20 protein-coding genes are annotated in these 21,831 nt (G+C 63.5%); 5 read left to right on the top strand and 15 right to left on the bottom strand.

Annotated features, from left to right (window positions below; genetic code table 11):
- Positions 1–6: 6 nt before the first annotated feature.
- Positions 7–978 carry a prolyl aminopeptidase gene (gene pip, locus M3465_RS04770; protein WP_249500554.1) on the top strand — a complete coding sequence of 324 codons (972 nt, stop codon included), beginning with the start codon at positions 7–9 and terminating at the stop codon, positions 976–978.
- 73 nt (positions 979–1,051) lie between these two features.
- On the opposite strand, the gene hslU is transcribed toward pip, so the two are convergent.
- The 10 genes from hslU to regB all read right to left on the bottom strand — a co-directional run bounded on the left by hslU (position 1,052) and on the right by regB (position 14,865).
- On the bottom strand, positions 1,052–2,362 hold the full coding sequence (gene hslU, locus M3465_RS04765) for an ATP-dependent protease ATPase subunit HslU (RefSeq protein ID WP_249500553.1): 1,311 nt from the start codon (positions 2,360–2,362) through the stop codon (positions 1,052–1,054).
- A 14-nt stretch (positions 2,363–2,376) separates the two neighbouring features.
- Entirely contained in the window at positions 2,377–2,934 is a 558-nt protein-coding gene (gene hslV / locus M3465_RS04760) for an ATP-dependent protease subunit HslV (RefSeq protein ID WP_249500552.1), read from the bottom strand.
- A gap of 115 nt (positions 2,935–3,049) precedes the next feature.
- A complete protein-coding gene (gene trxA, locus M3465_RS04755) occupies positions 3,050–3,370 on the bottom strand; it encodes a thioredoxin (protein ID WP_249500551.1) in 321 nt (106 codons plus the stop codon).
- Between the two features lie 47 nt (positions 3,371–3,417).
- Positions 3,418–6,807 (bottom strand): double-strand break repair helicase AddA, encoded by a 3,390-nt coding sequence (addA, locus tag M3465_RS04750; protein WP_249500550.1) that lies wholly within the window; start codon positions 6,805–6,807, stop codon positions 3,418–3,420.
- A complete protein-coding gene (gene addB / locus M3465_RS04745; RefSeq protein WP_249500549.1) occupies positions 6,804–9,749 on the bottom strand; it encodes a double-strand break repair protein AddB in 2,946 nt (981 codons plus the stop codon). Before addB ends, addA begins: the two co-directional genes overlap by 4 nt.
- Positions 9,742–10,422: a nucleotidyltransferase family protein gene (locus M3465_RS04740; RefSeq protein WP_249500548.1), complete on the bottom strand. Its 681-nt coding sequence runs from the start codon at positions 10,420–10,422 to the stop codon at positions 9,742–9,744. Before M3465_RS04740 ends, addB begins: the two co-directional genes overlap by 8 nt.
- Positions 10,407–11,384, bottom strand: coding sequence for an aminoglycoside phosphotransferase family protein (locus tag M3465_RS04735; protein ID WP_249500547.1), 978 nt, complete (start codon positions 11,382–11,384; stop codon positions 10,407–10,409). Before M3465_RS04735 ends, M3465_RS04740 begins: the two co-directional genes overlap by 16 nt.
- Positions 11,381–11,854 (bottom strand): tRNA (adenosine(37)-N6)-threonylcarbamoyltransferase complex ATPase subunit type 1 TsaE, encoded by a 474-nt coding sequence (gene tsaE / locus M3465_RS04730; protein WP_249500546.1) that lies wholly within the window; start codon positions 11,852–11,854, stop codon positions 11,381–11,383. Before tsaE ends, M3465_RS04735 begins: the two co-directional genes overlap by 4 nt.
- A gap of 44 nt (positions 11,855–11,898) precedes the next feature.
- The gene (locus tag M3465_RS04725; protein WP_249500545.1) at positions 11,899–13,401 is read right to left on the bottom strand and encodes a PAS-domain containing protein; all 1,503 of its coding nucleotides are present in this window, start codon (positions 13,399–13,401) and stop codon (positions 11,899–11,901) included.
- A 78-nt stretch (positions 13,402–13,479) separates the two neighbouring features.
- On the bottom strand, positions 13,480–14,865 hold the full coding sequence (regB, locus tag M3465_RS04720; protein WP_249500544.1) for a sensor histidine kinase RegB: 1,386 nt from the start codon (positions 14,863–14,865) through the stop codon (positions 13,480–13,482).
- Between the two features lie 118 nt (positions 14,866–14,983).
- On the opposite strand from regB, the gene M3465_RS04715 reads away from it, so the two are divergent.
- A complete protein-coding gene (locus M3465_RS04715) occupies positions 14,984–15,604 on the top strand; it encodes an SCO family protein (RefSeq protein ID WP_249500543.1) in 621 nt (206 codons plus the stop codon).
- 82 nt (positions 15,605–15,686) lie between these two features.
- Positions 15,687–16,241 (top strand): ActR/PrrA/RegA family redox response regulator transcription factor, encoded by a 555-nt coding sequence (locus M3465_RS04710; protein ID WP_249500542.1) that lies wholly within the window; start codon positions 15,687–15,689, stop codon positions 16,239–16,241.
- Positions 16,242–16,245: 4 nt separating this feature from the next.
- Here M3465_RS04710 and M3465_RS04705 read toward each other — a convergent pair whose 3' ends face one another.
- Positions 16,246–16,842 (bottom strand): HD domain-containing protein, encoded by a 597-nt coding sequence (locus M3465_RS04705; protein WP_249500541.1) that lies wholly within the window; start codon positions 16,840–16,842, stop codon positions 16,246–16,248.
- Between the two features lie 120 nt (positions 16,843–16,962).
- Here M3465_RS04705 and ahcY point away from each other — a divergent pair, with 120 nt between their 5' ends.
- Entirely contained in the window at positions 16,963–18,351 is a 1,389-nt protein-coding gene (ahcY, locus tag M3465_RS04700) for an adenosylhomocysteinase (RefSeq protein ID WP_249500540.1), read from the top strand.
- A gap of 174 nt (positions 18,352–18,525) precedes the next feature.
- Positions 18,526–18,867: a DUF2853 family protein gene (locus M3465_RS04695; protein ID WP_249500539.1), complete on the top strand. Its 342-nt coding sequence runs from the start codon at positions 18,526–18,528 to the stop codon at positions 18,865–18,867.
- A 213-nt stretch (positions 18,868–19,080) separates the two neighbouring features.
- On the opposite strand, the gene M3465_RS04690 is transcribed toward M3465_RS04695, so the two are convergent.
- The 4 genes from M3465_RS04690 to tsaD are packed head-to-tail and all read right to left on the bottom strand — an operon-like array spanning position 19,081 to position 21,796.
- Positions 19,081–19,500, bottom strand: coding sequence for an EVE domain-containing protein (locus M3465_RS04690; protein WP_249500538.1), 420 nt, complete (start codon positions 19,498–19,500; stop codon positions 19,081–19,083).
- Positions 19,497–19,772, bottom strand: a complete 276-nt coding sequence (locus M3465_RS04685; protein ID WP_249500537.1) for a YciI family protein — start codon at positions 19,770–19,772, stop codon at positions 19,497–19,499. The genes M3465_RS04690 and M3465_RS04685 overlap by 4 nt, the downstream gene beginning before the upstream one ends.
- A complete protein-coding gene (locus M3465_RS04680; RefSeq protein WP_249500536.1) occupies positions 19,773–20,729 on the bottom strand; it encodes an NAD(P)H-dependent glycerol-3-phosphate dehydrogenase in 957 nt (318 codons plus the stop codon). It lies immediately after the preceding gene.
- Positions 20,726–21,796: a tRNA (adenosine(37)-N6)-threonylcarbamoyltransferase complex transferase subunit TsaD gene (gene tsaD, locus M3465_RS04675; protein WP_249500535.1), complete on the bottom strand. Its 1,071-nt coding sequence runs from the start codon at positions 21,794–21,796 to the stop codon at positions 20,726–20,728. The genes M3465_RS04680 and tsaD overlap by 4 nt, the downstream gene beginning before the upstream one ends.
- Positions 21,797–21,831 lie beyond the last annotated feature (35 nt).

Genomic DNA, 21,831 nt, shown 5'->3' with positions numbered 1-21,831 from the left:
CTGGTCATGGATAAATTCCCGAGCCAAAAGCGCGCAGTTCAGTTTCTCTATCCTCCCGTCGAGCCGTTCGACCAGCGGATGCTGGATGTCGGCGACGGGCATCGCGTTTATGTCGAACAATGCGGCGCGCCGGACGGGGTTCCCGTGATCGTGCTGCATGGCGGGCCGGGTGGCGGGTGCAGCCCGGCGATGCGGCGGTATTTCGATCCCGAAACCTATCGCATCGTGCTGTTCGATCAGCGCGGCTGCGGGCGGTCGAAACCCCATGCCAGCGTCGAGAGCAACACCACCTGGCATCTGGTCAGGGATATCGAGCTTATCCGCACGACGCTCGGCATCGAGCGGGCCATCGTGTTCGGCGGAAGCTGGGGCGCGACGCTGGCGCTGATCTATGCGATCACGCATCCCGAGAGGGTTCGGCAACTGGTGCTGCGCGGCGTGTTCACCATGACGCAGGCGGAGCTCGATTGGTTCTATGGCGGCGGTGCCGGGCAGTTCTGGCCCGAGACTTGGGCGCGCTTCGTCCAGATGATCCCTGAGGAGGAGCGGGATGATCTTATTGCCGCCTATCACCGCCGCCTGTTCAGCGGGGACCTGCGGAGTGAAACGCATTTCGCGCGGGCCTGGTCGGCATGGGAAAACGCGCTCGCGTCGGTCTATCCCAGCGGGGCGGGCGGCGATGCTCCGGGCGAGTATGCACGGGCCTTCGCACGGCTGGAGAGCCATTATTTCATCAATAACGGGTTCCTCGACGAAGACGGCTGGATCCTGAAGAATGTCAGCCGGCTCCACGGTATTCCGGGCGTGATCGTGCAGGGGCGCTATGACATGATCTGCCCGCCGCAAAGAGCCTGGGATCTGGCGCAAGCCTGGCCCGATTGCGATTTTCGGATGATCCGCAATGCCGGGCACGCCCTGTCGGAGCCAGGGATCAGCGCGGAACTGGTGCGCATCATGGACAGGATCGCGAGGCGGTAATCAATTTCCATGGGCGACTCCCGTCGGCGCTTGTGTCGCCTCCGGCGGGAGTATTTGGAAAGAGAAGATAGGATCAGAGTACGTAGCGGCTCAGATCGGCCGATCGCGTCAGCTCGCCCAGGTGCTTTTCGACAAAATCTGCATCGACGGTGACGCTCTGGCCGGATTTGTCCGGCGCGTCGAAGCTGAGGTCCTCGAAGACGCGCTCCATCACGGTGTAGAGCCGCCGCGCACCGATATTCTCGACGCTCTGGTTCACGTCGGCGGCGATCTTGGCGAGCGCGGCAATGCCGTTTTCGGTGAAATCGACAGTCACCTCCTCCGTCGCCATCAGCGCGGTGTATTGCAGCGTCAGCGCGTTGTCGGTTTCCGTCAGGATGCGTACAAAATCCTCTTCGGTGAGCGCACGCAGGTTGACGCGGATCGGTAGGCGGCCCTGAAGTTCGGGTAGCAGATCGGAGGGTTTGGCGATGTGGAAGGCACCCGAGGCGATGAAAAGGATGTGATCGGTTTTCACCGGCCCGTGTTTGGTGCTGACGGTGGTGCCTTCGATCAGGGGCAGCAGATCGCGCTGCACGCCCTCGCGGCTGACATCGCCGCCGCGCGCTTCCTGCCGCGCAGTGACCTTGTCGATCTCGTCGAGGAATACGATACCGTTCTGTTCAACCGCTTCGAGCGCGGCTTCCTTGACCTGTTCGTCGTCAAGCAGCTTGTCGGCTTCTTCGGCGATCAGAATGTCGTAGCTTTCGGCCACGGTCATGCGCTTGCGCGTGGTGCGTCCGGCGAAGGCCTGGCCGAAAAGATCGCCGAGATTCATCATCCCCGCGCCGCCCATTCCCGGCTGGCCTGGAATATCCATCATCGGAAAGGGGCTCGAATTGTCCTGAAGTTCCAGTTCGATGATCGTGTCATCGAGCAGCCCGTCATTCAGCTTCTTGCGGAACATCTCGCGCGTGCTGTCGCGGGCGCCTTCGCCGGCGATGGCCTCGATCACGCGTTCCTCGGCAGCCTCATGAGCGCGGGATTTCACGTCCTCGCGCATGTGATCGCGAGTCATGGCGATGGCGGAATCCACCAGATCGCGGATGATCTGTTCGACATCGCGGCCGACATAGCCGACTTCGGTGAATTTCGTCGCCTCGACTTTGATGAAGGGCGCGCGCGCGAGCCTGGCCAGCCGGCGGCTGATCTCGGTCTTGCCGACGCCGGTGGGGCCGATCATCAGGATGTTCTTGGGATAGACTTCGTCGCGCAGATCGTCGCTGAGCTGCTTGCGCCGCCAGCGGTTGCGCAGGGCGACGGCGACGGCGCGTTTGGCATCTTTCTGGCCGATGATGAAGCGATCGAGTTCAGAGACGATTTCGCGCGGGGTGAGGTCTGTCATGTGCTGTCCTTTGGTCAGGCGTCGATCGTCTCGACCGTGAGGTTGCCGTTGGTATAGACGCAGATATCGGCGGCGATCTGCATGGCGCGGCGGGCGACGGCTTCGGCGTCCATGTCGCTTTCCATGAGCGCACGCCCTGCGGCGAGGGCGTAATTTCCGCCGGAGCCGATAGCGGCGATGTTGTGTTCGGGCTCCAGCACATCGCCCGCGCCGGTGATGACGTAAAGATCGCGGCCATCGGAGACGATCAGCATCGCTTCGAGCTTTTGCAGGTATTTGTCGGTGCGCCAGTCCTTGGCCAGTTCGACGCTGGCGCGTTGCAACTGGCCGGGGGTCGCTTCCAGCTTGGCTTCGAGCCGTTCGAGCAGGGTGAAAGCATCGGCAGTGGAGCCGGCAAACCCGGCGACCACATCATAGCCGCCCGGCGAAATGCGCCGCACCTTGCGGGCGGTGCCCTTGATGACGGTCTGGCCCAAGCTGACCTGCCCGTCGCCCGCGATCACCACCTTGCCGCCCTTGCGCACGCCGATGATCGTGGTGCCGTGCCAGCCGGGAAACTCTTTGTCGGCCATGTTTTGTCCTTGTTCAGTTCGCTGTCGATATGGGTGGGCCGAGCGAGGCTCACAACCCTGAAACGCGAAACGCCCGGCGATCCCGGCCGGGCGTTCGTTTTGCGTTGTGAGCAAATCAGATGTTTTCGTCGATCCAGCCCTTGAGCGCCGCCTTTGGTGCCGCGCCGGTGCGGTTCGAGACGATCTGGCCGTCCTTGAAGATGAAGAGCGACGGGATGCCCCGCACGCCCATCGCGGCAGCGGTGTTCGGGTTGTTGTCGACATCGACCTTGGCGATCTTTACCTTGTCGCCATATTCGCTGGACAGTTCTTCCAGCGCCGGGCCGATCTGCTTGCAGGGGCCGCACCATTCGGCCCAGAAATCGACCACGACAGGGACGCTGGAATTCTTGACTTCGCTATCGAAAGTGTCATCGGTGACGGCGACGGTGGACATGGTGTTTCTCCTTGCGACTGGGCGCGTGATTGGGTCGGTATACGAGACTATGTATCCCCGCTTGCAGCGTCAAGGTAGGGGCAAGCCGCGAGGGCTTGTGTCGTGAGCGGTTCGGGCAACGGCATGTAGCTGGCGTTTCGGGTCCAGAGGATGCCGGTTTCGATCTCGCGATCGGGGTAGATGACGGCGAGCATCGCGCGGTAGGCGCCCATCTGGCGCAGCAGGCCGTCAGGGGTTTGGGCCGGCGTTTCGGGCACGGTCCGGTTGGACTTGAAGTCTACTGCGATGATCTTGTCGGGGCGGATGAGCAGCCGGTCGATCACACCGCGCAGGACAGCGTTCCGCAAGGCCGGAAGGCGCGCCGTGAGCGGCACTTCGGCGAGGGCTTCCGGCGCGAAGAACGGTTGTAATTCCGGGCTGTCCAGAACGGCGAGCGCTTCGACGATCATGTCATCCGCATGCGGGTGATCCGGAATCAGGCGGCGCGCGATAGCGGCGCGTTCCGGGGCCGGGATCGTGGGTAGGGTTTCAAGCAGAAGATGGATCAGCGTGCCGCGTTCCTTCGCCAGATCGGACAGATCGTTGTCGGCACCGGGCAGCGCCTTCGCGCCGCCGAGATCGGACGGGGTCAGCGCTTCGCGGGCCGGATCGCAGTGCGGCGCGGGGCGAATGAACTCATCGGGCAGCGCGATGTGTTGCGGAGCGGCGGGTTGCGGTGCGGGAGGGAGCGGTTCGGGCCAATCGAGATGCGACAGGCGCAGACCGTCCTTCGGCCCGCCATCGGCGAAACCGAAGCCATGGGGCGCGGCGTCGCAAGTTGCCAAGGTTGCCTTGATGCGGTCGTGCCACGCCTCCGCTTTCGTGTCGGCGGCGCCTGCACCGGCCACGACAAGCCAGCGTTCCGCCCGCGTCAAAGCCACATAGAGCAAGCGGTCCTTCTCCTGCTCCTCGGCGGCGGCGGCGCGTTCGACAGCGGCGTTCTGAAGCGCCGTGCGGGTCGCACCCGTGCCTCGCCAATGCGTGCTGCCGTTCGCCTGCACGAAGCTTTCGCGGCTTGACTGGGATTGTTTCTTGTGTGTGTCGGGCAGGATCACGATGGGCGCTTCAAGACCTTTCGCGCCATGGATCGTCATGACCCTGATACGCGCGCCTGCGCTGTCGACAGTGCGCTTGATCTCGATATCGTCGGTTTCCATCCAGTGCAGAAAGCCCGTGAGGCTGGGGATATCGGTCTGTTCATAGGCGAGCGCCTGGTTGAGCAGAGCGTCGATGCCATCCTCTGCCTCTTCACCGAGCCGCCCGATCAGCTTTTGCCGCCCCTGGTGGCGGATGAGGATCCGTTCGAGAAGATCATAGGGGCGCAGGAAATCGATCTGGCGGCGCAGATCGAAGATCATATCGACGACAGGTGCGAAATCGTCTCTGCGCCGGCGCAATTCTTCCCAGAGATGGGGCGATCTGCGCCGGTGGGCCAGATCGAAGATCGCCTGTTCATCGAGCCCGAAAAGCGGCGAACGCAGCGCGGCGGCAAGCGAGAGGCTGTCCTCGGGCGTGGCGAGAAAGGCCAGAAGCGCACGCAGATCCTGCACCGCGAGTTCGGCCATGACCTTGAGCTTGTCTGCCCCGGCAATCGGCAAGCCGAGCGATTTGCAGCTTTTGAGGATCTCGTGAAAAAGCGCGCCGCGACTGCGCACGAGGATCAGGAAATCGCCGGCATGGACCGGGCGGGAGCCAAGGGCGCCATCCTGCATGACGGGCAGGGCGGTGCCGGTTTTCAGCGTCTCGTCGATGAACCGCGCCACGCGCCGCGCCAGCGTCACGGTATGATGGGTCGGGCTGACGCGATCCACGGGCGTGTCCCAGGGCAGATCGTCCTTCTCGTCCTCCGCCGGTTCGATCAGCGGCCAGAGATCGACCCGACCGGGTAGGGTCTGGTGAAAGGAGATGTGGGTCTGATCCGGGAGAAAACCGGCCGCGTCGCGCCCTTGAAACAGGGTATCGACAAGCCGCAGGATCGGCACGGAGGAGCGGAAAGAATAGCTGAGTTGCCCGTCCTGCAAGGGCGCCTCGGTGGCTTGCAACTGCTCTCCGAAGGCGCTCCGCATATGGTCAAATTCCTGTGGATCGGCGCCTTGGAAGGAATAGATCGACTGTTTCTTGTCGCCGACCACGAAGATCGTGCGCCTCGTGTCCGCGCGTGCCCCGGTCCCTGAGGTCAGTTCGCGCGCGAGTTGATCGATGACCGCCCATTGCGCCGGGCTGGTGTCCTGCGCCTCGTCCACGAGTATGTGATCGATCCCGCCATCGAGCCGGTAGAGCACCCATTCGGCCTGTTTCGCATCGGTCAGAAGCCGTCGGGTGCGGGAGATCAGATCGTCGAAATCGAGCCAGCCGCGCGCCTGTTTCGCGTCCTCGTAGCGGGCCAGGAACGCGCCGGCGAAGCGGTGCAGGATCGCGTCGCGCTCGCAAGCCTCCAGCGCCAGCCGTGTCTCGCGCGCCGCTTCGATGCGGTCGAACAGGTCCTCCAGCCGATTGACCTGCGCCGCGAGCGCGCCTTTTCGCAGGGGCTGGTTCGGCGGTATCTTCTTGCGGCGCTCCCCGCTCTGGGTGAACACGATTGGCTCCATTGCCAGAACCGCCTCCATCCCGCCGCATTGCGCCGCCGTGATCGCATCCGCCAAGCCGTTGTCCGCCTTTGCGCCGCTGCGTAGATCAGGCTCTAACCCTGCGAGAAACGTCAATTCGTCGCCCGGGAAGACAAAACCGGGCAGGCTCTCCGGCGTCTGATGCGGGGCGAGCCCGTATCGGCTGCGCAGCGCCGTCATGTCGAGCGGCGGCGTGAAGCCCTCCCTCTCGCCAACGATTCTGTCGGCAAGCTCGTGCAAGGGGCTGTTGGAGGCGATGCGCGCGATGTCCGCGATCAGGTCGGCCTCGTCCCCCTGTGCCATCTCGTCGAGGATCTGTTCGCGCAACAGCTGTGCGGTGCGGTCGTCGATTTCCTGGTATTGCGGGCTGATCCCGGCTTCCAGCGGAAAGCGGCGCAGGATCGATGCGCAGAAGGCGTGGATCGTCTGGATCCGAAGCCCCCCCGGCGTTTCGATTGCGCGCGCGAACAGCGTGCGCGCACGGGCCAGGAAGTCAGGATCGAGATCGGCGGGATCCTCGCCAAGCTCCGCCAGTTCCTGTTGCAACGCGCGATCGTTCAGCATCGCCCATTTGCCGAGCCGCTTGAACAAACGGTTCTGCATTTCGCTGGCGGCGGCGTTTGTGAAGGTCAGGCAAAGAATATTCTCCGGCCGCGTATGCCCCAACAGCAGCCGCGCGACCCGGTCGGTCAGAACGCGCGTCTTGCCCGACCCGGCATTGGCGCCCAGCCATGTCGAGGCCGACGGATCGGCCGCGCGCACCTGCGCTTCGGTAGCATCGTTGCGGATCATCTCAGAAACACCTTTCGCGCCGGATCGGACGCATCCCATTCGCCGTAGCGCGACAGTTGGTCGTAATCCGATCCGAAGGAATCCTTGTGCATCCTGTTGCGCGCCGTGTAGCCGGTATCGGGGTCGCGATAGGCCGTGATGAGGTTGCGCAACATGCCAAGCGTGCGTTCGGGCGGCGACTCGGCCAGTGGCGCGGCCACTTCCTCGCCCGTGCCGGCGAGCGAGATGTAACGCGCATCCGCCACGCCGCGCGGTGAAATCGCATCGAAGCCCCCCTCACAGAGAAGCGCCGCGATGACGAGCAGCTGCACATCGAACGCCATCTGCTGCTCAGCCTTGGGTGCGGTGCCTGTCTTGTAGTCGTAGACCAGCGCTTCGCCCCTGTCGTTCAGATCGATCCGATCCGCCTTTGCCGTCACGCGGAAGGGCGGGGTCGCAAGGTCGATCTTGCCGGTCGTCTCGAAAAGAACGGGATGCGCATCACGGCGCCGCGCCTTTTCCTGCGCGATGAACCAGTGCGCGACCTTCTCGATCCGAATGCGCCACTGAATACGGTCGGCAGGCCACGGCACTTCAGCATCGAGAAGCCGGCGCGCGGTGTCGATCAGCGCCTCTTCCGAAACCAGATCGACCCTGTCGTGCGTGTTGGAGACGAATGTTTCGAACACCTTGTGAAGGACGGTGCCGCGGTGCATCGGGTTCGGTGCGTGCTGGATCGGATGAAGCGGCCGCAGTCGGAGAATCTTAGAGGCATAGATCGCGTAGGGATCGCGGATGAGCTTTTCGATATTCGTCACCGACAGCTCGCTTGGCCGTGCCATCACCGGCGGAACCGGCGAGGGGCGGGGCGCGCGGGGGGTCTCTATCGGCGCTTCGAGCGCGCGGCCCAGATCGAGCCAGTGGCGGCCCTTGCGCTCCATCTCAACGAGCGCCTGCGGACCGCCCATTGCCGGCAATCCACGCATCAGGTTCGTCAGACGGTTGAGCCAGCGCGACGGCACGGTTTCGGCATCTTCCGACCGCTCTGAACGTGTGAGCCAGACTTCCGCCGCTCCGATGGCCTGCTGGAAATCATGCGCGGCAAGGCCGATCCGGCGTTCCGGCAACAGCAGCCCGGCCTGCTGCCGCATCCGCCGGTTCAGCCACGGATCGGCGGGCGGCATGTCCGGCCAGCTTTGTTCGTTGAGCCCGCCGAGAATGACCAGATCGGCGCCCATCACCCGCGCCTCGATGGTGCCCCATATCAAGATCCGAGGATGCGGCGCGTCGCGGTCGCGCACCTCTTCGGAGCGCAGCAGACCATCAACGAGATCCGCATAGTCACGGGCGGTCATGGCGCCGCCGAACGGAGCATTGCGGGCAAGATCGTCAAAGAGCGCGCGGCATGTCTCGCCCGCCTTGCGGTTCCAGAGTTCCGCCGCATCGGCGCTGCGCGATCCGGCACAAATCGCTTCGGCCTGCGCGATATGCGACTCTATTTGGCTGGTCAGGGTCTGCTTGGCAGGGTTGGCCGGCTGCAACAGCCAGCGGTCGATCCAGCCAAGCCAGTCCTGCGCCTCATCCGCCTTTTTCCACGCCCTCAACTGTTTGAGATCGGGATAGGGCACGCCTTTGGCGCGGATGAAGAGTTCGAGTTCCGATGTCCAAAGCCGGTGCTGCCCCCGGTCCGCGCCGATATGGCAGAGCGGATGCTTGAGGATGGTCAGCAGCGCATCGGCGGTCGGCCCGTTGACGCGCAGTTGCGCGACATGACGCAACAACCGTCCCGGCGCGGTGAGTTGCGCCGGCGTGCCGGCGCTGTCGTCGGGCAGGATGTCCCACCGGTCGAGAAGCGCGCTGACCCGGCGTGTCAGCATCCGGTCGGGTGTGATGAGCGCGGCTGTTTGCCCGTCCTCCGCCGCCTTGCGCAAGCGGAGCGCGATGGCCCGTGCCTCATCGCGCGGGGACGGCGCGTTGACCAGTGTCAGAGACTGAACGGCCTCGTCCAGCGGCGGCAGGTTCGGCCCATCGGACAGCCATTGATCCGTCACCGGCGCGGGCCGCATGGCGAGCGAGACAAGCGCGTTGCGCGCCGGGTTCGGAGGCGGCGTTTCGGTCCACCTCGCCACTTGCCCCGCGCCAATTTCCAATGCTTCCAGCAGGCGCGCAAACCGGAATTGCGGATGATCCTCGCCCTGCATCGCTTCGATGTTGCGAGCATCGGCTTGCAGCGCCGACCAGACCTGCGCCGGCATGTCGAAATCGAAACCGGGCAGGACAACAGCACCCTGCGGAAGACGCGCCGTCGCCTGCATCAATCGAAACGCGGTGCCGCGTGATCCGGTGGAGCCGGCAACGATCACCGGATGGTCGGGCGGGTCGCTGCGCCAGCGTTCGAGTCGCCGCGCCAGCGCCATGCGATTGACGGTTGCCGTGTCGGGGGCGTCTGTGTTCGGATCGAAGTAATGCGTCACGATCTGAAGGAACCGCTGCGCGCGTTCCCAATGGCCGGATTGATCCGTCACGTCGAGCGCTGCGATATCCTCGGGCGTGACGCCTTCGGCCTGCATCTCATCGAGCAATGCGCCAAGAGACGAAGCCAGATCGTAAATGGCAGAACGCGGCGCAAGGCTTGGGTCCGCCTCGATCAGGCGCGCGACCAGTTCTGACAGTTCGAGCTGACGGCGCAGCGCCGGCACCGGGGCCGGCAGCATGGCATGTTCCAGCGGATCGGCAAGCTGGGTGATGAGCCGGATGCGCGGAAGGAAAGATGCGCCATCCTCGGCAAAGATCGTCTCGATCCGCCGCTGCATGCGGTGCGTGTTGAGGATGAGTTCGACCCGCGCAATGGCTTCGGGCGGCTGACCGGCCAGCCGCGTTTTGATGCCTTTCACCAGCTCGTGGCCGAAATCCGCACCGGGCGGCAAGGCAAAGAGGCGGGGGGCGCGGGCTGGCTCAAACATCGGGATCGTCCAACAACGCTTCTGCCAGCGCGATGCCCTCGGGGTGACCGACATCGCACCATTGGCCGGGATAGGCGATAGCGCGCAGCGTGCCGTCAGCTTCGAGATCGTCCCAGATCGCCTTGAGCGAAAAGACGGAGGCTGGATGGTTGGCCACGATATCGGTGCGAATGATCTGAAGGCCGGTAAAAACCGTCTTTGTGCCCCAGACAGCCCGTCCGTCCGGCAGAATATCCAGATCGCCGCGCGCGTCATGCCCGGCAGCGCGTTCGCATGGAACGCAGAGCAGAAGCGCTTTCATATCGTCCTGCCACGCGTCATGGAGCAAGGCAAACGGGTTCGGCCCTTTCCAGATCGCATCGGTGTTCATGGTAAAGACCGCTTCGGCATCGAGGAGCGGCAGCGCGGCCTTCAGCCCGCCGCCGGTATCGAGAATTTTCGGAGATTCGACCAGAACTTCGACCTGCTGCCCCGACAGGTGATCGATAATCTGTTCGGCTCTGTAATGCGCGTTCGTGACGATTTTTCGTGGCGTAATCGCGCGCGCAAGCCTGAGCGCATGGTCAATGAGCGGCGTTCCAGCGACCTCGATCAGGGGTTTGGGACGGTCCTCGGTAAGCGCGCCCATGCGTGTGCCGAACCCGGCGGCGAAAAGCATCACGGTGTCGGGCATGTCGCGGCTTTCTGCAATCGGTCTTGGGTGGGTTCGGGCAGGATCGGACGGGCGAGCGGTGCCAGTTCCACGGCGACGGGGCTGTTCAGACTGGTCTGGACATATGCCCAGACGCGCGGAATCAAGCGGAGATAGGCCGGTTTGTGAGAGGTGCGCGCAAGACGGGCGAAGATTCCCAGAATCCGCAGGTTCCGTTGCAGACCCAGAAGGTGATAGAGAGGCTGGATATCGGCTTCTTCCCTGCCGGTCTGGATCGCGTAGTGCCTGATCGCGGCGCTTTGCGCCTCTGCGGTCACGTCGCGCCGCGCGTCCTGCAGCATGGAGACCAGATCGTAGACCGGCGGCCCGGCGAGCGCGTCCTGGAAATCGAGCAGCCCGACGCGGCGCACTCCTTCGCGCTGGGGCAGCCAGATCATGTTTTCCGCGTGGAAATCCCTCAGGATCAACACGATCTTTTGCGGCAGATGCTTTGCCAGACATTCGGTGAGTGCAGAGGTAAGCGGCTTCGGATCGGCGGCGTTGCCGCCGAGTGCGGGGATGTAGTCGGTAAAAAGCGGTTCGATGAGACCGCCGAGATACTCCGCATCAGCCTCAACGAGCCCTTGCGGCGGTGGCGTGTCGTCGAGATGCGCCAGCACATCGACCGCCGCGCGATAGAGCGGCGTTTCCATCGCGGGCCTTTCTTCCATCGCGCGCGCGAATTGCGCATCGCCGAAATCCTCGATCAGCATCAACCCAGGCGCCTGGGCGATGATGCGCGGGGCGGAGAGGCCTGAGGCGAGCAAGTGATCCGCGATGCGGGCGAAGCGTGCGGTGTCATCGGCGGGATCGACCATCAGGATGGCGCCGGTTTCACCGGAGCGCAGTCTGACATAGCGTCTGGACGACGCATCGCCCGCGAGCGGGTCACGCTGTGCTTGCGCCCAGCCATGCGCCTCGAGAAACGGCTCGATCCCGTTCATCCCATCACATCCGCGATGCGGCCGGTCCATTTCCCGGCGCTCCAGTCCAGATCGATCCGGCGGCTGTCATCCTGAGCGCTGTCGGCAAGACCGATCCGCAGCGCATCCTGTGGGGCGAGATCGCCGAGCCTGTCCGGCCATTCGACAAGGCAGATGGCCGTTTGAAACGCGTCCATCAGTCCCAGTTCGACGATCTGGTCGGGATCGGCCAGGCGGTAGAGATCGGCGTGCCACAATTCGGCATCGGGAAGATCGTATGTCTGCACCAGGGTGAAGGTCGGGGACGGCACATCTTCGGGCTCGGCAAGGCGCGAAAGGATCAGCGCGCGGGCGAAGTGGCTTTTGCCGGCCCCGATCCCGCCGGACAGCAGAAGGCTATCGCCCGCGACAAGACGCGCGCCGAGCCGCCGGGCGAGCCGTGCGGTATCGTCGGGGGAAGAGGATGCAAAGGTCGCGTGGTGATCCGTCATGGCGGCAACTTACCCGCCATGCCAGCGGTCGCAAGGCGGCTTTGTCAGCCGGATACGATTTGCAGCGGCTCGGAGTCCGGGCGGGGCAGGCGGAGGTTCGAGGGCGGGCAGAATCGGATCAGCGTGGCGCCGAAACAGATCGGATCGACCCGGCAGATCACTTCGCGCCCGTCCTTGGCGCGCAGTTCGGTGTCCCAGCTTGCGCGTTCGGTGGCATTGGTGACGAAATCGCGCAATTCGGACCAGACCGGGCTGGGGTGAAAGGCGGCTTTCCAATCTTGCGTGGCATCGCCAATCGTCGCTTCAACGATGCAGCTGTCCGGATCGACGTTCCACATCTGCCGGAAGGCGCTGTTGCAGACCGTCAGGACGCCCTGCTGGTTGAACACGGCAACCGCGTCCTCCATCGCGTCGATCGTCGATTGCATCGTTTCGAGTTCGGTGCGGAAGCCGCGGGTCAGGGAAACCTCTGCGGTGATATCGTTGAACAGGAAGGCGATGGCCCCGTCCGGGTAGGGGCGCCCGGTGACATCGAAGGTCTGACCACCGGCAAGGTTCCATGTCTCGCGGAAACGATCATCGCTTGCAGCGGCGACAAGCTTGGCCATGCGTTCGCGCCAATCGCTGATGTTCTTCGGCTCCGGCATGAACTGACGTTCGCGCAGCTTGTCGAAGAATTCGAACAGGTTCGGCCGCCCGCTCAAGAAATCGACGGGCAAGCCGCTGAGGTCGATAAGTGCCGGGTTGAAAAGCGCCAGACGCCTGTCGCGGTCGAAAATCGCGAGGCCCGTGGTCAGGTTGGCAAAGGTCTTGGACAATGTCTGAACGAAGTTGCGTTGCGCCTCTTCGGCCTGAACCACCGCATCGACGGCGGTTGCGAAATGCAGGATGCCGGTATCGGTCTGGCGCTGGGTCACTTCGAACCAGCGGTCATGCCGCGCGATGCCGTCCGGCAGGCAGACGCGTTCGGCGTTCAGGCCGCGCAGGTCGCCAAGATGCGAGGCGATCTTCGCTGCGCATTGCGCCGGCCCGCCATGCTTGCGCGACAGCTTGTCGAACGCCTCATTGCCCCAAAGAAAGCGGCCGCTGCCATCGAGAGACCAGATCGGGTTCGGTGAGTGATCGAGCGCCGGCTGCGCCTGCCGCGCGGCGATTTCGCGGCGCCGGGCGGTGAACCAATCCTGCTTGCGCGTCGGCGCCGGTGAAAGATCGATGCGCGTTCGCTTGCCGAAACAGGTCATGGAAACGGCCGGCCCGTCCGCTTGCGCATCAGGCGGCGCATCGAGCGACATCGGAAGGCCGGGCGCGATCCCGGCAAGCGTGCTGCGCACGGTGTGCCAATCGGGCGGTTCGGCGTCATCCGGGAGAAGCGGCCAGATCGCATCATCCGCGTCGATCAGCCTGTCGCCGTCGAAAACGAGCGCGATACTCTGCGACAAGTCCGCCATCGGTTCACGACCGGGCCTGCGGGCCGTGAGCAGGACCGCCACCGTCAGGCCGGCGCAGGCCAGACCGATCAAAGCCGAAACCAGAACAAGAGAATCCATCGCGCCACCTGCAAGACAACCGTTCCGCGCAATCAAACACGCTCCGGCTTAACAGTTGGTTAATTTCCGATCGCCGTTTCAGATATCGAAGGGCTGATTCTCACCGATCCCTTCGCCGAGAGCGCGTTCGGGCGGAACGATCGCCTCGCGCGGCCAGGTGACCTCGACCATCGCGCCGCGCGCTTCGGGATGGCTGGCTTCCTTGTAGGCTGCGTTGGAAAAGCCGAGCTGTGCCCCGCTGCGTTCGAGCAACGTCTTGGCGATGAAAAGCCCAAGCCCCATGCCCTCGTATTCCGGGCGGGCGGCCCGGTCGCGGTCGCTGCGGCGTGTGCGCATGAACGGATCGCCGATCCGGCCAAGCATGTTCGTCGGGTAGCCCGGACCGTCATCCATGATGCGGATCGTGATGGCGGTTTCAGTCCAGTTCACATCGATCCACACGGTCGAGCGGGCGAAATCGACGGCGTTCTGGATGAGGTTGCGCAGACCGTGGATGATCTCCGGCACGCGCTGTGCCTCGGGCGCGAGGGCCGTTTCGTTCGGGCCCTTTCCTGCGATCCGCACGTCCTTGCCCCTGTCGATATGGGGCTCGGCGGCTTCGCGGATGAGTTCGAGCAGCGGAGCGCTGCGGATTTGCAGATCCTCTTTGCCCGCCCGACCCATGGAGCGCAGGATATCGCGGCATCGGTCCGCCTGTTCGCGGATCAGGCGCGCATCGTCCTGTTGTTCGGGCCTGTCATCGAGATCCTCGATCAGTTCGGAGCTTGTCAGCTTGATCGTCGCGAGCGGCGTTCCAAGCTCATGCGCGGCAGCGGCCACGACACCGCCCAGGTTGTTGAGCATCTGCGTTCGGCTCAACGCGAGCTGCGCCGCGACCACGGCATCGGCGGTCGCGTTCATCTCATTGGTGATTTTGCGCGCGTAGAGCGACAGGAAGACGACCGCGATGGTGATCGCCACCCATTGGCCGAAGACGAAGAGATCCGGGATCCGCAGGATGAATCCCTGCTCGGTACGCAGGGGCAGGTGAAAGAACACCATCAGCGTAACAAGGGCTAGAGCGACCCCGCCGATGATGATGGTGGAGCGCAGCGTCATGATCGTGGCCGAGACGATCACCGGGCCGAGGATGAGGATCGTGAACGGGTTGTGCAGCCCGCCGGTGAGATAGAGAAGGAAACACAGTTGCAACAGATCGAACAGCACCATCGAGAAATTCTCGGCCTCGTTCAGGCGCTTGTTCTGCGGGAAGCTGAAGGTCGCAACGAGGTTGCCGAGCACCGAGACACCTATGGCGAGGTAGCACAGGCCAAGCTCGAGCCGCAGGTTGTAGAACCACTGGGCCAGCGTGATGGCGGCGAACTGGCCGGTCACGGCCATCCATCTCAGCAGGATCATCGTGCGCAGACGGATGAAGCTGCCGCGCTGCCTTTTCTGGAACTGGCCGAACTCCGTTTGCGTCATCTGCGCCCTTTCGCCGCTTGCGTTCCGAGGTAAAACCCTTACCTCCACAGCAGCGAAGCATAGGCAAGGTGCCTTCGATGAGAAGCGCTTTGTCGGCGATGACAAAAGAGAGGATCGCATGAACCGTTTGGCAATCGCGTCGGGAGCCATTGCGCTGGTCGTTCTGCTCGGGGCTGTCTGGTATGTCGCCGGCCCGTCGAGCGGCGGCGATCAATACGCCGAATGTCGTGCGACGAGCGTTGCCGGGGGCACGGACCAGATCGGCGGACCGTTCACGCTGGTCAATGCCGAGGGCGAAACGGTGACCGACGAGGACGTGATCACCAAACCTTCGCTCGTGTATTTCGGCTATACCTTCTGCCCCGATGTCTGCCCGCTCGACACCGCGCGTAATGCCGAAGCCGTCGATCTTCTGGCCGAGCAGGGCTATGACGTGCGACCGGTGTTCATCTCCGTCGATCCGAAGCGCGACACACCCGAAGTGGTGGGCGATTACGCCGCCAACATGCATGAGGACATGATCGGGCTGACCGGGTCCGAAGAGCAGGTGAAGGCAGCGAGCCAGGCGTATCGCACCTATTTCAGCCGCCAGCCGGGGGATGACGATTACTACCTCGTCGATCACTCGACCTTCTCCTATCTCGTTCTGCCCGAAGAAGGGTTCGTCGAGTTCTTCCGGCGGGATCTGACCCCGGATCAGGTGGCGGAGCGCACGGCCTGCTTTCTTGACGTCGGCTGATTAAGCGCCATTTGTCCTTTGAAGTTCGAAACTTCGCCATTATGAGTGGCGGATAATTCGGTTTTCAAGGAAGGACATCAAGGTGAGCGAGCGCACTGTCGAGGACCTGGGTGAAGACAAAAGCCTCCTTCTTGTCGATGACGATGAACCGTTCCTGCGCCGTTTCGCCAAGGCAATGGAGAAACGCGGCTTCGAGGTCGAGACAGCACAATCCGTGACGGCAGGATCGGCCATCGCGACGGCGCGGCCCCCGGCCTATGCGGTCGTTGACCTGCGGCTGGAGGATGGCAATGGGCTCGACGTTGTCGAAGTGATCCGGGAAAAGCGCCCCGACAGCCGTGTTGTTGTTCTGACCGGCTATGGCGCCATCGCAACGGCCGTGGCTGCGGTGAAGATCGGTGCGGTGGATTACCTGTCCAAGCCCGCGGACGCGACCGATATCACCAATGCGCTTCTCGCCAAGGGAGATGATCTGCCGCCGCCGCCCGAAAACCCGATGAGCGCGGATCGCGTGCGTTGGGAACACATCCAGCGTGTCTATGAGCTTTGCGACCGCAACGTCTCGGAAACCGCGCGGAGGCTGAACATGCATCGGCGCACCTTGCAGCGAATACTGGCGAAACGGTCGCCCCGGTAGCGTCCTAGCCCATCTGCTTGAGCAATGCTTCATGCCGTGCGGTGAAGTCCTGGCGCACCTCCACGGGAGGGCGTAGCACGATCGTTAAATTGGCGATCAGCGCATGGTCGGGCTTGCCGAAGAATTTGTCCGCTTCGGCTTGTGTGAAGCCGGCGATCTGGGTGGCTTCCATCCAGGCGCTTATGCGGTCTGCCTTCTTGATCTGTTTCTTCAGGCGTGCAGGCGTTTCGGCCGCAAGTCCGAAGCGGCGATGAATCGCGGCGGTCAGTCTCTCGTCGAGCGCACCGTAACCGGGGCCAACCGCGGCTTTCACAGGTGAAATCATGTCTCCGATCACGTATTCCGGCGCATCATGCAGCAGGGCTGTCAGCCGCTCGCGCGGTTTGGCCCTGGGGCACAGCCGCGAGAACAGCGTTTCGACCAGAAGCGAATGCTCCGCCACCGTATAGGCGTAATCTCCGAAGGTCTGCCCATTCCAGCGCGCCACAAAGGCAAGGCCGTGGGCGATATCCTCGATCTCGATATCCACCGGGGTCGGGTCGAGCAGATCGAGCCTGCGGCCCGACAGCATCCGTTGCCATGCGCGCGGGGGTTTTGCCATTGTCACCTCGTTTTGCGCTTTGGGTAATCGGCGCCTTGCGGCTTGTAAACCGGGCGCATTGCCGGGGGCGGGCCTGCGTGCTACGTGCCGCAGCCAATGAGTTGACAATCGGAGCCGGGCATGGCCAAGGACTATATCGTTAAAGACATTTCGCTTGCCGAATTCGGGCGCAAGGAACTGGACATCGCCGAAACCGAGATGCCGGGACTGATGGCGCTCCGCGAGGAATATGGCGCGGCGAAGCCGCTGGCCGGCGCGCGTATCGTCGGCTCGCTGCACATGACGATCCAGACCGCCGTGCTGATCGAAACGCTCGTGGCGCTGGGCGCCGATGTGCGCTGGGCGTCGTGCAACATCTTCTCGACCCAGGATCATGCGGCGGCGGCGATTGCCGAAGCGGGTGTGCCGGTCTTCGCGATCAAGGGGCAAAGCCTTGAGGAGCATTGGGATTATCTCGACCGCTCGTTCCAGTTTCCCGAAGGCGCGAACATGATCCTCGACGATGGCGGCGATGCGACGCTTTATATTCTGCTCGGCGCGCGGATGGAGGCGGGCGAAGATGTGCTTTCCGTGCCGCAATCCGAGGAGGAAGAGGTTATCAAGGCGCAGATCAAGAAGCGCATGGCCGAAACCCCCGGCTGGTTCGCCAAGACACGCGACGCGATCAAGGGCGTCAGCGAGGAAACGACGACGGGCGTGCACCGGCTTTACGATTTGCACAAAAAGGGCCAACTGCCTTTCCCGGCGATCAACGTGAACGATTCTGTCACCAAGTCGAAATTCGACAACAAGTATGGCTGCAAGGAAAGCCTCGTCGACGGGATTCGCCGGGCCACCGACACGATGATGGCCGGCAAGGTTGCCGTCGTGTGCGGCTATGGCGATGTGGGCAAAGGCTCGGCTGCATCGCTGCGGGGCGCGGGCGCACGGGTGAAGGTGACAGAGGCTGATCCCATCTGCGCGCTTCAGGCGGCGATGGATGGGTTCGAAGTGGTTCTGCTGGAGGATGTGGTCGGCTCCGCCGACATCTTCATCACCACCACCGGCAACAAGGACGTGATCCGCATCGAGCATATGCGCGAGATGAAGGACATGGCGATTGTCGGCAATATCGGCCATTTCGACAACGAGATTCAGGTCGCGAACCTGCGCAATCACAAATGGACCCGCATCAAGGATCAGGTGGACATGATCGAGATGCCCTCGGGCAATCGCATCATCCTGTTGTCGGAGGGCCGTTTGCTGAACCTCGGCAACGCCACCGGGCATCCGTCCTTCGTCATGTCGGCCAGCTTCACCAATCAGGTGCTGGCGCAGATCGAGTTGTGGAAGAACGGCGATCAGTATGAAAATCAGGTCTACATCCTGCCCAAGCATCTGGACGAAAAGGTCGCGCGTCTGCATCTGGGCCGGATCGGCGTGAAGCTGACGCAGCTTTCGGACGAACAGGCGGCCTATATCGGGGTGACACCCGAAGGCCCGTTCAAGCCCGAACATTACCGCTATTGAGGCATTGGGCGATTGCCGCAAACCCGGTGATTGCTCCCCGTGACCGGAATGCCCGATATGACGCGCCTCTTTTCGAGAGGCGCGTTTTTCGTTGCCCTGCGCAGCCTATTTTGCCACGTTTGCCCCCGTCAGGGGCGCTCGAAAGAGCGAAAACAGTAAGATAAGGGGACAGTCATGGGTAAGAGAGACGATCTGATCTCGCAATATGCCGAGGATCTGAAAAACAAATGCGGCATGGATCCGGACATGGATCTCTTGACGAAAGTGACAATCGGCTGCGGCCCGTCGATCTACGATTCCGATGCCTCGACCGTCGCCGCGACCCAGCCGGGGGAGCTTGAAACGGTCAAGAACAACTTTCTGGTCAAGAAGCTCGGCCTGAGCGATGGGCCGGAGTTGATGGATGCGATCAATTCCGTCATCGACACCTATGGCCGATCCGAGCGCAACAAGTATCGCGCGGTGATCTACTACATGCTGACCAAGCATTTCGGCAAGGAAGCGGCCTATAGCTGAGGGTCCGCCGAACCTGGGGCGTCTTGGCAAGGCGCCCTTGATCTTTCGCGTTTGAAACAAGTTTTCGGCACTTGCAGTTTGCCGCAAACGGTTCGCTGTCGTAGTGTCATGAAGCAGGCCAGTATGGCCGAAACCGAATTCAGTTGACGCGCGTGGTGACTTGGGAGCGCGGGGACGGAGGGTTTCGGCACGGGCCGGAACCCTCCGAACGTTTCAGGCCGGTATCCCGGCCATGTCGCAAATGATGCGCCACTGCCCTTCGGTCACCGGCTGCACCGACAGGCGCGGGTTGTTGACCAGCGGCATATCCGCAAGCCGCTCATCCGCCTTCACCTGATCCAGCGTGACGGGCGTTTCAACCGGCTGGACGGCCTTGATATCGACGCATTCCCAACGCTCGTCCTCGGTGGTGCTGTCGGGATGCGCTTCGGCGATCACCTCCACCACGCCGACAATCGCCTTTTCCTTTTGCGAATGGTAAAAGAGGCCCCGGTCGCCGACGCTCATCTCGCGCATGAAATTGCGCGCCTGGTAGTTGCGCACGCCGTCCCATTCTTCTCCCGCATCGCCCTTGGCGACCTGATCCTCCCAGGACCAATCCGAGGGTTCCGATTTGAAAAGCCAGTATCTCATCGCCGGATCACCCGTTTCCACGGGAACAGATCGACGCTTCGAAAAAGCCCCGCCTTGGCATAAGGATCGTTTTCGGCCCAGTCACGGGCGGTGTCCATGTCCGGCACGTCGAGAATGACGAGAGAGCCGATCATCTCGCCGTCATCATCGAGCAACGGGCCGGCCTGTTCGACAACGCCGGTATCCTCGAGATAGGCCAGATGCGCCGCGCGATTGGCCTTGCGGGTTTCCAGCGCGCCGGGTTTGTCATGGGCGATCAGGGTGATGAGCATCTATTCCTCCTTGAGCGGACGCGTCATCAGCGCGTCTATGGCGTCGGAAATCGTGACCTTGCCGTCAAGCAATTGCGTGACAGTGCGGGTCAGTGGCGCGTCCAGACCGCGCTTTTCCGCGATCGCGGCCATCGCGCGGGCGGTCGCCGCGCCCTCCACCGTGATGCTTGGGTCGAAAGATTCGCCGGTGCCGAGCGACAGGCCGAGCCGGTAATTGCGGGACAGATCGGATGTGCAGGTCAGCGTCAGATCGCCGAGGCCCGAAAGACCCATCATCGTGCCGCGTTCCGCCCCGAAGGCGGCACCGATGCGCTGCATTTCGGCAAAGCCGCGCGTGAGCGTCGCGGCCCGCGCGCTGTCGCCGAGGCCGGCGCCGATCACCGCGCCGCAGGCGATGGCAAACACGTTTTTCAACGCGCCGCCCAGTTCCGCGCCGATGGTGTCTGCGGTGCGATAGAGCCTGAGCGTGCGGGTGGTCAGCATGTCCTGAAGCGTGGCTCCGATCTGCGCATCGGTGCAGGCGAGCGTCAGGGCCGTGGGCCGCCCGATGGCGATATCGGCGGCGAAACTCGGCCCGGTCAGGATCGCGGTCGCGTGCTCCGGCTGGATCTGTGACAGCACACCGGTCGGGCCGAGCCCGGTTTCCAGTTCGATCCCCTTGCAGCAGGCAACCAGGGGAACGGAGGGCAAAACGCGGCCTTCCAAAGCCGGACGCAGCTGTTGCAGCGGGATCGCGACAAACAGGACGGAGCTTTGTTCCAGTTCGGCAAGCCTGGATGTGATCGAGAGCGTGTTTGGAAAGCGCGCGCCGGGAAGATACCGGCTGTTCTCGCGTTCCGTTTGCATCGCTCCGGCCTGTTCGGCCGAGCGCGCATGAAGCGTCACGTCCTGCCCGGCCTTGGCCAGCGCAATCGCCAGCGCCGTCCCAAACGCGCCGGCTCCCATGATGCCGATCATGCCTTCGCCCCTTTCCGGCCGCTGCCAAGGGCGGCCGGCGCGCGCTTGTCGAGGGGCCATCGCGGGCGGGCCGATAGGCCCAGATCGTCACCGCCTCGCTCCGCGAATATCTCTCCGCCAGCATAGGCGATCATCGCCGCGTTGTCGGTGCAAAGCGCGAGCGGCGGGGCGATAAAGGGGATATCGCGGGATGCGCACAAGGCCTTCAACGCGCTGCGCAGTGCGCTGTTCGCAGCCACGCCGCCCGCCACGGCAAAACCGCTGATCCCGTCCGACGCCGAAAGCGCACGGCGCGATTTTTCGACCACGACATCGCGCACCGCTGCCTGAAAACCGGCGCAGAGATCGTTCACATCCTGCGGATGCAGCCCACCCTGATCGGCGATCAGCGCATCGCGCTGGCGCAGAAGCGCGGTTTTGAGGCCCGAGAAGGACAGATCGCACCCGTCCCTGTCGAGAAGCGGGCGCGGGAAGGTAAAACGCGTTTCGTCGCCTTGCGCCGCGTGGTGTTCGACCGAAGGTCCGCCGGGTTGCGGCAGGCCGAGCAGGCGCGCCGTCTTGTCGAAAGCTTCGCCGGGCGCGTCGTCAATCGTGCTGCCAAGGCGTGTGAACTCCGTAGGCCCGTCCACGCGCAGGAACTGGCAATGCCCGCCCGAAACCAGAAGGATCAGATAGGGATACGCCAACCCGTCGCTCAGCCGGGGCGTCAGCGCATGACCGGCAAGATGGTTCACTCCGATCAGCGGCTTGCCTGTCGCGGCGGCAAGCCCCTTGGCCATCATTACGCCCGACAGCACCCCGCCGATCAGCCCCGGCCCGGCGGTTACGGCAATCGCGTCGATGTCGCCAAGTGCCGTGCCGGCCTCCTCCAGCGCCTGCTCGACGCAATGGTCCAGCTTCTCGGCATGGGCGCGCGCAGCGATCTCCGGCACCACCCCGCCATAGGCCGCGTGCAGCGCGGTTTGATCGGCCACGACGGAGGACAGGATGCGCCGCCCGCGCAGCACGGCGGCGGCGGTGTCGTCGCAGCTGCTCTCCAGACCCAGAATGGTGAAATGCCCGTCCATCCGACTTTCCATTGCGCCCTACGGCTCAAGCAGTT

The sequence above is a fragment of the Marivita sp. GX14005 genome, assembly GCF_023370775.1.
GTDB lineage: Bacteria > Pseudomonadota > Alphaproteobacteria > Rhodobacterales > Rhodobacteraceae > Marivita.
This window is presented reverse-complemented; position numbering and strand designations above follow the sequence as displayed.